This window comes from Bradyrhizobium sp. AZCC 1577 (genome assembly GCF_036924575.1).
In the GTDB taxonomy this organism is placed as follows: domain Bacteria; phylum Pseudomonadota; class Alphaproteobacteria; order Rhizobiales; family Xanthobacteraceae; genus Bradyrhizobium.
This window is the reverse complement of the sequence record NZ_JAZHRQ010000001.1, coordinates 4465335-4478317: the sequence shown is the minus strand read 5'-3', so window position 1 is coordinate 4478317 and position 12983 is coordinate 4465335. Positions and strand designations below refer to the sequence as shown.

The 12983-nt window shown below is 62.1% G+C and carries 11 protein-coding genes; 7 read left to right on the top strand and 4 right to left on the bottom strand.

The window, feature by feature from the left end; genetic code table 11:
• Positions 1–139: 139 nt before the first annotated feature.
• The 4 genes from trpD (at position 140) to V1278_RS21145 (ending at position 2863) form a co-directional block, all read left to right on the top strand.
• The gene (trpD, locus tag V1278_RS21160) at positions 140–1153 is read left to right on the top strand and encodes an anthranilate phosphoribosyltransferase (protein WP_334362894.1); all 1014 of its coding nucleotides are present in this window, start codon (positions 140–142) and stop codon (positions 1151–1153) included.
• 18 nt (positions 1154–1171) lie between these two features.
• On the top strand, positions 1172–1993 hold the full coding sequence (trpC, locus tag V1278_RS21155) for an indole-3-glycerol phosphate synthase TrpC (protein ID WP_334362896.1): 822 nt from the start codon (positions 1172–1174) through the stop codon (positions 1991–1993).
• A 3-nt stretch (positions 1994–1996) separates the two neighbouring features.
• Complete coding sequence (gene moaC, locus V1278_RS21150; protein WP_334362897.1) at positions 1997–2500, top strand: cyclic pyranopterin monophosphate synthase MoaC; 504 nt, start codon at positions 1997–1999, stop codon at positions 2498–2500.
• A 108-nt stretch (positions 2501–2608) separates the two neighbouring features.
• Entirely contained in the window at positions 2609–2863 is a 255-nt protein-coding gene (locus tag V1278_RS21145; protein ID WP_334362898.1) for a hypothetical protein, read from the top strand.
• Positions 2864–2924: 61 nt separating this feature from the next.
• Here the strand turns inward: V1278_RS21145 and V1278_RS21140 are convergent, their stop codons facing one another.
• Positions 2925–3518, bottom strand: a complete 594-nt coding sequence (locus V1278_RS21140) for a CGNR zinc finger domain-containing protein (protein WP_334362899.1) — start codon at positions 3516–3518, stop codon at positions 2925–2927.
• Positions 3519–3648: 130 nt separating this feature from the next.
• Here V1278_RS21140 and V1278_RS21135 point away from each other — a divergent pair, with 130 nt between their 5' ends.
• The 3 genes from V1278_RS21135 (at position 3649) to V1278_RS21125 (ending at position 9204) form a co-directional block, all read left to right on the top strand.
• A complete protein-coding gene (locus tag V1278_RS21135; protein WP_334362900.1) occupies positions 3649–5073 on the top strand; it encodes an amidase in 1425 nt (474 codons plus the stop codon).
• The gene (locus tag V1278_RS21130; RefSeq protein WP_334362901.1) at positions 5070–6353 is read left to right on the top strand and encodes an MFS transporter; all 1284 of its coding nucleotides are present in this window, start codon (positions 5070–5072) and stop codon (positions 6351–6353) included. Before V1278_RS21135 ends, V1278_RS21130 begins: the two co-directional genes overlap by 4 nt.
• A 118-nt stretch (positions 6354–6471) precedes the next feature.
• On the top strand, positions 6472–9204 hold the full coding sequence (locus V1278_RS21125) for a bifunctional diguanylate cyclase/phosphodiesterase (RefSeq protein ID WP_334362902.1): 2733 nt from the start codon (positions 6472–6474) through the stop codon (positions 9202–9204).
• Between the two features lie 1030 nt (positions 9205–10234).
• Here V1278_RS21125 and V1278_RS21120 read toward each other — a convergent pair.
• The 3 genes from V1278_RS21120 to V1278_RS21110 form a co-directional block, all read right to left on the bottom strand.
• Positions 10235–10822, bottom strand: a complete 588-nt coding sequence (locus tag V1278_RS21120) for a GDSL-type esterase/lipase family protein (protein WP_334382093.1) — start codon at positions 10820–10822, stop codon at positions 10235–10237.
• 1027 nt (positions 10823–11849) lie between these two features.
• Positions 11850–12149 carry a hypothetical protein gene (locus tag V1278_RS21115; RefSeq protein WP_334382092.1) on the bottom strand — a complete coding sequence of 100 codons (300 nt, stop codon included), beginning with the start codon at positions 12147–12149 and terminating at the stop codon, positions 11850–11852.
• A gap of 450 nt (positions 12150–12599) precedes the next feature.
• Entirely contained in the window at positions 12600–12947 is a 348-nt protein-coding gene (locus V1278_RS21110; RefSeq protein WP_334382091.1) for a hypothetical protein, read from the bottom strand.
• Positions 12948–12983 lie beyond the last annotated feature (36 nt).

Sequence of the window (12983 nt, the reverse complement as noted above, 5' to 3'; positions counted from 1 at the left end):
ATCCTGAGGAGCGGCCACCTGGCCGCGTCTCGAAGGATGAGAGCCGGGCCTCATGGTTCTTCGAGCGATGCGAAGCATCGTCCGGAGAGGGCGCAAGAACGCCGCCTCACCATGAGGTCTCGATTTTGAAAGCCAAACGATGGACGACCTCAAATCTATCATCGGAAAAGTAGCCACCGGCGCGACGCTGTCGCGTGACGAGGCAGCCTCCGCCTTCGATGCCATGATGTCCGGCGAGGCCACGCCCTCGCAGATGGGCGGGCTGTTGATGGCGCTCAGGGTTCGCGGCGAAACCGTCGACGAGATCACCGGCGCGGTGGCGGCGATGCGTAGCAAGATGCTGCGGGTCAAGGCGCCTGCGGACGCGGTCGACGTGGTCGGCACCGGCGGCGACGGCTCCGGTTCGGTCAACGTCTCGACCTGCGCGGCCTTCATCGTCGCAGGCGCCGGCGTGCCCGTCGCCAAGCATGGCAACCGCGCGCTGTCGTCGCGTTCGGGGGCTGCCGACGTGCTGGCCTCCCTCGGCGTCAAGATCGACCTCACGCCCGACCAGGTCGGCCGCTGTGTGCAGGAGGCCGGCATCGGCTTCATGTTCGCGCCCGCGCATCACCCCGCGATGAAGAATGTCGGCCCAACCCGCGTCGAGCTCGCCACCCGCACGATCTTCAATCTCCTCGGGCCGCTCTCCAATCCGGCCGGCGTCAAGCGCCAGATGGTCGGCGTGTTCTCCAGGCACTGGGTGCAGCCACTGGCGCAAGTCCTGAAAAATCTCGGCTCTGAATCCGTCTGGGTCGTCCACGGTTCCGACGGGCTCGATGAAATCACCCTCACCGGCCCGAGCTTTGTCGCCAGCCTCGACAACGGAAAAGTCACCACCTTCGAGGTGACGCCGGAGGACGCGGGCCTCACCTGCTGCAATGTCGACGCGCTTAGGGGCGGCGATGCGGACGCCAATGCGCTGGCGCTGCAAGGCGTGCTCAACGGCAAGCCCAGCCCCTATCGCGACGTCGCGCTGTTGAACGCCGCGGCGGCGCTGATCGTGGCCGGCCGTGCCAGGGACCTGAAGGAAGGCGTCGCGATCGGCGCGAAATCGCTCGACAGCGGCGCGGCGGCGGCACGGCTGAAGCACCTGATCGCGGTCTCACGCGGCTGATCTGAGGGGCTGTAAGAGATGTCCGATATCCTGACGAAGATCGAGGCCTACAAGCGCGAGGAAATTGCCGCCGCCAAGCGCGCGCATCCGCTTGCCGAGGTCGAGGCTCGGGCGAAAGCGGCCCCGCCACCACGCGGCTTCGTCCGCGTCATTCGGGAAAAACTCGCCCGTGGCGACTACGCGCTGATCGCCGAGGTAAAGAAGGCCTCGCCGTCGAAGGGGCTCATTCGCGCCGATTTCGATCCGCCGGCGCTGGCCAGGGCTTACGAGGCCGGCGGCGCGGCGTGCCTATCGGTACTGACGGACGCGCCCTCGTTCCAGGGCCATCTCGATTTCATGGTGGCGGCGCGCGCGGCAACCAATCTGCCGGTGCTGCGCAAGGACTTCCTGTTCGACACCTATCAGGTGGTGGAAGCCCGCGCCCATGGCGCGGACTGCGTCCTGATCATCATGGCTGCGCTCGACGATGCCGCCGCCAGAGATATCGAGGACGCGGCGATTGCGCTTGGCATCGACGTGCTGATCGAAATCCACGACCGCACTGAGCTCGACCGCGCGCTAAAACTTCGTTCTCCGATGATCGGCGTCAACAACCGTAACTTACGGACCTTCGAGACCACGCTTGCGACCAGCGAGGCGCTGGCGCCGCTGATCCCTCGTGATCGCCTGATGGTCGGCGAAAGCGGTATCTTTACGCCTGATGATCTCGCGCGCCTCGAACGCGTTGGCATGTCGACCTTCCTGGTCGGCGAAAGCCTGATGCGGCAGGCCGATGTGACCGCGGCAACCCGCGCATTGCTGGCGCGTTCCGATACGGCCCGCGCGACCGGGACCGGCTAGCAGATGGCGCGAAAGGCTTCCAGAGGCGGCGCTGCCCTCACCCATATCGATGCCGCCGGCGAAGCGCGGATGGTTGACGTCTCCGCGAAGGCAGCGACCGAGCGCACCGCCATCGCCGAGGGGCGTGTCGTCATGGCCAAGGCGACGCTCGATCTGATCGTCTCCGGCAATGCCAAGAAGGGCGACGTGCTGGGCACGGCCCGCATCGCCGGCATCATGGCGGCAAAGCGCACATCGGAATTGATCCCGCTGTGCCATCCGCTGGCGCTGTCCAAGGTGACGCTCGACATCACGCCTGACAAAAAACTTCCGGGCTGCATCGTCCGCGCCACCGTCAAGGTCACCGGCCCGACAGGCGTCGAGATGGAGGCGCTGACGGCGGTGTCGGTCGCGTGCCTGACGATCTACGACATGATCAAGGCGGTCGAGCGCGGCGTTCGCATCGAAGGCCTCCATCTCGTCGAGAAGAGCGGCGGCAAGTCCGGCCATTATCGCGCGGAGCGGTGAGCCCCGACACGGCGTAGCCCTCGTCACGCGCGTGTGACTGGCGCGGCGAGGAATGCGCTCCGATCGCGCGGGGTTGTCTTCATCGGGACCGTTACAAGGAGGAATCCGATGTCGATCTACAGGCTTGTTGGCGCGGCGACCGCGTTGGCCGTGATCTCGGCACCTGCGATGGCTCAGCAGGTGATCTACGAACCCGGCTATTGCGCGTTCTACTATCCGAACGCCAATTGTCAGAACAACGGTCCGGGTAATCCTTCCGATCCGCGACGATTCAGCCAGGGACATGTCGTGCCGGATGGCTCCGCCACGGCTGGCACTGTAGTGAAGAAGCGCGCGAAGCGACCCCCGACATCCATGCGGTGACGGCTTCGCCACCTTTCGCGAGATCGTGCAATTCTGCGGAGCCAGCGCGTCGATCGACGGCCTATTCAGCGTTGCGTTGGCGCTCGCGATACTTTCTTGTCTTCATGCGGTTTCCGCACAATGACGACATGCACCATCGCCGCGTGGCGGGCTTCGAACGATCGAAGAACACGCGGCGGCATTCGTCGGAAGCGCACATTTTCAGCCGATCAAGCGTTCCATTTCTGGAGCCGTCGTAGAGCTCCGCAACGACCGATGAGAGCCCCGTCAGCGCATCGTCACGCGCTGCCTCAAGCACCATGCCGCCGTCATCCCTTGCCGTCGCGAGCAGCGGAAACAGTTTGAGCACTTTATTCAGTGCGCGGACCGAGTCCCTATTCTTGCCTCGCTCAGGCGGATCACGCTGCAGATAGTCGCGGATCAAGTGCCTCAGCTCAAGCGCGGTTGCGTGCATCGTCGGCGAAACCCTCGCGTCGACGAGCAACAGTCCACGTTGCCGCATCCACACTGCGAATCCCCTAGCGTTTGCCAGTTCATCACCTTGCGGATTCCGCACGCCATGATGCGTGAAATGCCGTAGGTCGAGCGTATTGGCGAAATCGTAGAGATTGGCCAACTCGTCGGGAACCTTGAACTGTCTGGACAGTTTCGACATTGCAACACCGGTAAAGCATATTTACCGGTTGACATCAATAGACACCGGTATAACGTTTATACCGGTGTTGACGACGGACGATGGTCCTTCACCGGAAGATTCCAGGCGCCGCATCGCTGACGGAGGCAGGATGGATATTGGCACCGACGATCTGCACTACCTTGAACTCACGGAGCTTGCGGCATGCATCAGGACCCGCAAAATTTCTCCGCTGGAAGCAACGCGCGCGCAACTCGATCGCATCGCCGCTCTGGATGGCGAACTCGGCAGTTATGTCCGGGTGATGGCCGATGCTGCGATGGCGCAAGCCGAAGCAGCCCACGCCGAAATCGCAGCAGGCCGGTATCGCGGACCGCTCCACGGTATTCCGATTGCGGTGAAGGATCTATTTTGGACAAGGAATGTTCCAACCGCTGCCGGTACCGTCGTCCACAGCGATTTTCGGCCCGATGAAGACGCAACCGTCGTGCACCGCCTGAATGAAGCCGGCGCAGTCGTGCTGGGGAAGCTGCAACTCACGGAAGGCGCCTATTCCGACCACCATCCATCTGTAACGCCGCCCAAGAATCCATGGAGTCCCGACTATTGGCCGGGCATTTCATCAAGTGGCTCGGCGGCTGCAGCTGCAGCGGGGCTCTGCTATGGCTCGCTCGCGTCCGATACCGGCGGTTCGATCCGCTGGCCATGTGCCGCCAATGGTCTTACCGGCTTGAAGCCAAGTTGGGGACGCGTCAGCCGCCACGGCGTGTTTGAACTGGCAGCGACATTGGACCATGTCGGGGTCATTGCGCGGAGCGCGATGGATGCCGGCGCCATGCTTGGCGTCATCGCCGGGCGCGATCATGCCGATCCGACAGCCGTCCTCGATCCTGTGCCCAACTATCTGGCTGCGGCGGAGCAGGACGTAAGAGGCCTGCGGATTGGCTTCGACCCGAAGTGGAGCAGCGACGGCGTAGACGTTGCGACCCAACAGGTGCTGGGCGAAGCAATCAAGGCGTTACGTGCGCTTGGCGCTGACATCGTCGATGTGCGGTTTCCCGACGTGAAGCAGGCCGTCGCCGACTGGGTTCCGAATTGCGCGGTGGAGGCCGCGGTCGCGCACGATGCAACTTATCCCGCGCGCAAAGATGAATATGGTCCGATCCTCGCCACCGTTATCGAGGCAGGCCGCGCGTTGTCCGCTTCCGACTACCAGAGGATCCTGCTGCGGCGGCTGGAATTGCGCGGCCGGATCGCATCGCTGTTCGAGACAATCGATCTGCTGCTCATTCCGGTTCACCCATTCCCACCCTTGACGCTCGCCATGATACGAACGCTCGGCGACCGGCCGGACCTGATCGCCAGATTGCAGGAATACACCTGCCCGTTCAACATGACCGGTCACCCCACGATCACGCTGCCCGGCGGTTTTTCCGCAACCGGAATGCCGATCGCGTTTCAGCTTGTAGCCGCCGATCTGGACGAGGCCACGCTGATACGCGCTGGCGCAGCATTCCAGAGGGACACATCCTGGCATCGCCGCCATCCGTCGCTGAGCCCATGGAGGCAACATTGAGTGCCCAGTCGGCGTTGCCCAATTCCGGCATCTTCTATGGATGGTTTGTGGTGGCTGCCGCTTTTGCCGTGACCTTTGTCGGCTTCGGCTCCGCCTATACGTTCAGCGCGTTTCTCGACTCGTTGCAGCGTGATTTCGGCGCCTCGCGTGGTTCGGTGTCGCTGATATTTTCGTTGGCCGGCTTTCTCTATTTCGGCCTCGGCATCGTCAGCGGTCCCCTCGCCGACCGCTATGGCTCGCGCCGTCTCGCGCTGGCGGGCATGCTGCTGATCGGCCTCGGGCTTGCCGCGGCAAGTGCCGCGCGCAACCTGGTCGAGGTGTACGCAGCCTACGGCCTTGGCGTCGGACTCGGCGTCGGCTGCGCCTATGTCCCGGCGGTCGGCGCGGTACAGCGCTGGTTCGTGCGGCGGCGGGGCTTTGCCTCTGGTCTCGCCGTGAGCGGGATCGGGGTTGGCACACTGGTGATGCCGGCGCAGGCAACGTTCCTGATCGAGACGCTCGGATGGCGCGGCGCCTATCTTGCGCTCGGCGCATTCGCCGCGATTGTCGGCGGGGGGATGGCGCTCCTTCTCGAGAACGATCCGCGCGGCCGGGGCCTCAATCCCGACGGCGATCCACTCCAGCAGGGAGCCATGTTGACACGGGCCGAAGGTGCGTCGGTGCGCGAGGCGATCCGGTCGCGACGCTTCATCTCGCTATATGCCGCCTGCCTGATCTGCTCGTTCGGCTTGTTCGTGCCGTTCGTGCATCTCGTTCCCTATGCCGGGGACCACGGCGTCCCGGCCACATCCGCCGTGCTGCTGCTAGGCATCATCGGCATCGGCAGCACGGCCGGCCGGTTTTTCCTCGGCGGTGTCGCCGACCGGATCGGCCGCCAGTCCGCCCTGCTGCTGCTCTTCGCAGGCATGGCGATCGCGTTGGCGATCTGGACGATCTCGACGACATTCTGGCCGCTTGCCATTTTTGCGTTCGTCTACGGCATGATTTACGGCGCCTGGGTCGCCGTGCTTCCGGCCGTGGTGATGGATTGTTTCGGCGGCCGCAACGTCAGCGGCATCATCGGCATTCTCTACACGAGCGTCGCCTTCGGAACCCTGATCGGTCCCAGCGCTGCCGGCTTCGCGTTCGATCTCACCCACGACTATACGCTGCCGATCCTGGCCGGCGTTGCCGCCAACATCCTTGCAGCGATCATCGTCGTCACGACCCGAATGCCTGGGGATGGCCGGAACCCGACCCTCCCCTGTGGTTGTCACAGCCCACACTCGCCACCGAGCTAACCATTCATTAACCAGACTTCCTAACGTCAATTCCATCTCGGCGCGGTATCGAATCTATTGGCCGGGTTTCGGAGAACGCCGCTTCCGGCAGTTCATTTCCCGGCCGCGATCGCGTTCCATGGCTTCGACCGGCACCAAATCATTGAGGATCGCGTTCGCCTTTCGCGGCGGCCCGATCCGCTGGTTGATCCTGGGCGGCACGCTTTTGATCGCCACCATCGCGATCGGCGCGACCATCATGGCCGGCAATTTCCGCGAGCGCGCGCTGCGCAACAGCGAACGTGAGCTGGAAAACACCGTGCTGCTGCTCGCCCGCCATTTCGACCAGCAGCTCGAGGATTTTCAGGTCGTTCAGAAGGACCTGATCGCGTTCATGCGTTCCAGCGGGATCGCCACGCTCGAAAACTACAAGCGCCGGATGTCCGGCCATGACATCCATCTCATCCTGAAATCCAAGATCGACGCGCTGTCCTATGTCGGCGGCATCAACATCTTCGACGCCGATGGCAACCTGATCAATGCGTCGGCCGCCTGGCCGCCGCCGCCGGTCAACTCGGCGGACCGCGCTTTCTTCAGAACATTCAAGTCCGGCCCGCAATCGCCGGAGATGCTGGTCGAGCCGGTCTACAGCCGCATCACCGGCGCCTGGACCACCGTGATCGCGCGCAAGATCACCGGACCGAAAGGCGAATTGCTCGGCGTCATCGGCCGGGGCATCGAACCCGTCCATTTCGAAAAGTTCTTCGCAACCGTAGCCCTCGGCCCAGGCGCCTCCATCGCCATGCACCACAGCGACGGCACGCTGCTGGCCCGTTACCCGCACGTGCCCGAGCTGATCGGCAAGAACTTCAGGACCGGTCCGGCCGCCCAGCGGCAGGTCTTCGAGCTGCCCCGCAGCACCTCGCGCCTCACCAGCCCGATCGACGGCGAGGACCGGCTGATCGCCTCCCGCGCGCTGACCAATTTTCCGCTTCTGATCGTCGCCTCGATCACCACATCGGCCGCGCTGGCCGACTGGCGCGAGCAGATCGGAATCCTGATCGCCATCACCGGGTTTTCCGTGCTGGCGATCGCCGCCCTGCTGTTTCTCGTCGTCCGCAAGCTTTCCTATCAGCACCGGGCATCCAAGCAGAGGCTGACGCTGGAAAAGCAGCGTCTCGACACCGCCGTCAACAACATGACGCAGGGCCTGTTGCTGTTCGATGCCAGGCGGCAGCTCATCATCTGCAACAGGCGATACCTCGAAATGTACGGCCTCTCGGCTGATGTCGTGAAGCCGGGTTGCAGCTTCCGCGAGGTGATCGCCCATCGCAAGGAGACCGGCTCGTTCGTCGGCGACATCGATCACTACGTCGAGATGGTGCTGCGCGACATCGCGCACCGCAACGTCATGGTCATCTCGACGCCCGACGGGCGCTCGATCCAGGTCGTCAACGAACCGGTGGCGGACGGCGGATGGCTGGCGACCCATGAAGACATCACCGAGCGGCGGCGCGCCGAGGAGCGCATCACCCACCTCGCCCATTACGACGCGCTCACCGATCTGCCGAACCGCACCCTGTTCCACGAGCGGCTCAAGCGCGAATTGTCTTACGCCGCGCCGAACCGGCCACTGGCAGTGCTCTATATCGATATCGACGAATTCAAGAGCGTCAACGATTCGCTCGGCCACATGATCGGCGACGAGCTCCTGAAATCGGTCGCGGCCAGCCTCGCCGCCTGCACGCGGAGATCCGATTTCGTGGCCCGGCTCGGCGGCGACGAATTCGCCATCGTGCAGACCGGGATCGATGATATCGACGATGTGATGAAGCTCGTCAGCCGAATCTTCGAGGCGATCCGCTCGCCCTATCAATGCCTCGGCCATCAGGTCACCACCGACGCCAGCATCGGCATTGCGCTCGCGCCGCAAGACGGCTCCGATATCGACCAGATCCTGAAGAACGCGGATCTGGCGATGTACGCCGCCAAGGCCGCCGGCCGCCGCACCTATCGCTTCTTCGAACCGGACATGGAAGCCGAGGTCCGCGCCCGCCGCAGCCTGGAAATGGACCTGCGCCAGGCGCTCGTCGACGGCGGCTTCGAGGTCTATTACCAGCCATGTCTGAGCCTGCAGACCCACGCGATCACCGGCTGCGAGGCGCTGGTGCGCTGGCGCCATCCGCAGCGCGGCATGATTTCGCCTGCCGAGTTCGTGCCGCTCGCAGAGGACACCGGCCTGATCAATCAGCTCGGCGAATGGGTGCTGACCACGGCCTGCAAGGAGGCCGCGACCTGGCCCGGCAATGTCAGGCTCGCGGTCAACGTCTCGCCGATACAGTTCAGGAGCGGCACGCTGGCGCTGAAGGTGATGGCGGCGCTCGCCGCGTCGGGCCTCGCGGCGAGCCGGCTGGAGCTTGAGATCACCGAGGCCGTGCTGATCAGAGATGACGAGGCCGCGCTCGCCGTCCTGCACGACCTCCGCGCCATCGGGGTTCGCATCGCGCTCGACGATTTCGGCACCGGCTATTCCTCGCTGAGCTATCTGCAGCGTTTCCCGTTCGACAAGATCAAGATCGACCGCTGCTTCATCACCGATATCGCCGAGCCGGAAGGTTCGTCCTGTATCGTGGAGGCGGTGGTGAACATCGCCGCCGAACGCCACATGACGACGACTGCCGAAGGCGTCGAGACCGAACAGCAGCGCGACTTGCTGCGCGAGCTCGGTTGCTCGGAAATGCAGGGCTACCTGTTCAGCGCACCGAAGCCGACGGCAGAGATCAGGCCGCTGTTGCTGGCGGACCGGCAGAAGCCCGAGGCGGCACCGACGAACCGGCCGCGCCGGCGCAAACCGGTTGTGCGGACGGCGTAGTTTTACAACACTGCTTACCACCGTCATTGCGAGCGGAGCGAAGCAATCCATCGTTCCGCACGCGGGGTGACAATGGATTGCTTCGCTCCGCTCGCAATGACGCTGAGATACACGTTCGCATTCTCGCAACATGATTTGCCCGAGTTGTACTGTATCGCTTCGCCCTAAAATTGAGAGGGCGCAGGGAATGCCGGGTGCTTGCTGCACCCGCGGTCTCGTGTGCAAACGCACTTAAGAAATGCGCACACGAGCATACAGGTACAGCCGGAGCAGCCCGGCATTCCCTGCGCGATGGTTTGATGGCTTATGCCGCGCTCTCCCTGGAGACGAATTCCTTTTGCCTCCATCGCCGACAGATTGGCGATTCATCGAACCCGGTCGGGTTTCGAAGAACCTCCGCCGGCTTAACACCAGCCACGGGTGCCAGGACCACACGGTTTTGCCGTACGCAGCTTCCTCTGCCAAAGACTTCAACCAGCCAAGTGCTTGCCGGCCGAAGACCTAACGGAGGCGTTTAAGCGCCGTACGTCCTGCGCGCTGTGTTCGCTCACGGATAGCTGCCCTGCGATCACATCCACGCGCCCGACGCTGCCGCGTCCACCGCAACCCGTCCCAACGTTCGTGACGATGGCCAACGCCCCTCTTCTTCGGGACGGGATGGCTAGATCTTTACCGGTGATTTGGGTCTGGCGCGAAGCGGAATATTTTTGATTCCAGGGCTTGACGCGATTTCTGAAAATCCGAAGTGATTTGCCCCGGATGATCTGCCGGGCCTTCAACGAAAGGTGCTTCCCGCAAATCAGCCATTGGCCCGCATTAGCGCGTAGAGTCGAGGAGAGGCGCGGTGACTTGAGCCATGCGGCAACGTTCCGTTTCCTCTCCCCGCTCATCAAACCGGACGTGCCGGTTTCCGGCATCCGGCTTTCCGACTGGATTCATTGCCGAGCACGGCAGCGGGCCAAGGTGCACGCGTCGTAGCTGCACCACGCCGAGAGGAATTACGGAATTACGGTGACAGTGTCACCGTAATTCAGCGCCCTTGAGAGACCTTTTGCTTCATCGCTTTGACTACCAAAGCTTGTATCGGGCCAATAGTCTTTGCCACCATCCGGCTATAGCCCACGCCGTTGAAATGATTGTCTCCCGAGAGGATGAGCGCGGGATTTTTGTGGTCCTCAACATTGTAAACTGGTGGGCGAATGAAATAGCTCTCAATACCCTTCGCTCGAAGGCGACCGACAATGCCGGCTACATTTGCATACACTTCCGCACGACTCTTGCCGTGCCTGACCACATCATTGACGCCGACCCAAATAACAGCAACGCGTGTACCTGCCGGCACCGCGGAGTCTAGGCGCGCTGCGAGACCAGCGCTTGTATCGCCATTCATACCCCCATTGCTGACGCGAACATCCAACCCGCGCGCTCGGAGAGCCGCCTCAAGCTTGCTCGGATAATTCTCCGAAGGTGAGACGCCCTTGCCATAAACATTGCTGTCACCGATTACGGCGACCTGAACCTGCGCGTAGGCGCCATTCCCATATGCGGTCGCAAAAACGAAAAAAGCTGCGGTAGTCAGTGAAGCAAAGAAAGCTCGCGGTCGTATCGGCAAAATCATCATATGTCCCTAATGGATTGGTTGGATAAAACTGCTGAAGTCGGCAGATGCGCGTACTGCAAAAAGGCAACAAAGCAAGGCCGGGAAAAGGACCGAAAGCGTACCCATCTAGAAAAATCAGTTCAACAATCTGGACTTACTTAATCCTGGTCAATACCCCAAACGGGTGACGCCGCCCGCAGCCCGCCGCGATCGGCGAGCAACACAGCGAAGCCGATTTCCAATCAAACCGTCAGCGGGTTGCGGCAAAATTCACCTGCCGTGCGGCCGAATTGGATAAGCTCCGTTATCGGCGGGAGTCTCTTGCGGCCTGGGCTCTCTTGTTCGCCTGTGACACCCGCCCAATTGTTGACCGCGGGAGTTTGATACTTCGTCGGCGACTCGGAATCGCCTTCATGCCTTCATGTGAAGTGGGCTCATTTGTCGGGCGGGAGAATTGCTGTGCTCTACGAAGAGAAAGCGCTCGCCGGGCCGCTTCTCCCAGCTCCCTCCGCGCCTCAAATTTTTGGAGGCGTGCGAGCTCCTTGTTAACCCGCTTCAGGGCAGCGACGAAAACCTGCTTGCGATGGAGAGAATGCTCGGCAGTCCCCGAAACGCTTTGGCCCCGCGGTTGGGCGGTGCCTTTGCTGATCCGACGCCGCTGAAAGGCGAGCGTACGCTCCTTGTCCCGGAGTTTTCTGAGCGATGATTTCAGGTTTTCAAGCGTCGCGCGATCCGCGTCACCAATTTCGGGGTGATGAGAGGTCTGTATGAGCGCTTTCTCATCGTGATTCAGGATACGTAGCTCGAACTTGCAGGGTGCAGACATATGACACCTCATAAATGCAATTTGTTGCCTTCCCGTCGCGGCGCTAGCCAACGTTGCCAATCATATCCACGGTGCGTTTTCGGGATTCTCACGATAGCTTGAAGAATTACGGTGACAGTCCTGGACTGTCACCGCAATTACGTAATTGCGGGCCCAAGGACGCGGCGCGCACGGCGTAGGACGCACGTCGGTCGAACCACCCCTTGCTGAAACTCAGGGCTAGCGCGGACTGCTACTCGGCGTTGCCCCCTGCTTGCCACTCGTGCCGGTGCCCGAACCCGTCGTCTGGCTGCTCGGATGGGGTTGTCCGGGCGGATGTGCGGAAGCACCGGGCTTTTCCTGTTCGCTTACAAGGCCGGATTGTCCGGAGTCGCGTGTCTTGATTCCTTGATCCGCTTCCTCCTGCATCTGTTTGTCGGTTTGCACCTGCTGGCCGGGCGCCGTCGACTGCTGAGCCAGTGCCGGCATGCTGAGCGCGGTTCCAAAAGCGACCATCATCGCGAGAATTGAGGTTCGCATGAGCCATCCTCCTATGATTCTCTCCGCACAACGCGCGAGAGGGAGATGGTTTCCCGGCCCAATTGTGAAGGAGAAAGTGGCGTTGGGCAGACCGCGGTCAGTTCAGAAAGTCGCCCGTATGAGCGCAACAATCTGCGGGAACAAGCCAACCCAGATGTCGCTTCCGCCTACGCTCTTCGAGCTACGGCGGACAAGTCGCTCGTCCGGGCTCTGCTGCGACGTCTAGAGTCGCGCCTTCTGTGCGAGCGGTATCCGAAAGGGCCTGAAGCCTTCGACTCCGGGAAACCACTCGGCGGCTTGGCGCGACGCCAATGTCAGAACCGCGGCCGGGACTTCGCCGCTGATGAGACGGTCGATCGCCCCTCGCTGTCCTTCGCTGAACTGGATTTCTGCGGCCCCCGCCGCCCTGGCGTTGCGCAATGTAATGCGCGGGGCGCGCGGTACCAGCCGTTAGAAATCTTCAATAGTCATATCACGGCGCCCCATAATTGTGCCTCTTGGCCGCCCTTCCGTTGGTCCAACCAACAGGATGCTATCATCGGCGAATCTAATCCGAACAGTTTCACCCCAAACAACCTCCCTGACCGTTGCACCAATCAAAGACCACAAAACTAGCAGGTTTCCACTCCGCTCTTTCGGACTAATAGTTGTCAACGGCGCTCCGCTCGCGGAGACGTTAAATGAGGTGCCAAGCTGAACCACGGATTCGGCGAAAATGAAATGCACCTCGTAAGGCCGAAGCGAAATTTCAATCAGTTCATCGCCGACCAATGGATCTCTGGTTTCTCGCATCGTCATGGCTTTGTTGTGAGCAGTGGTGGAGCTATGGGATAA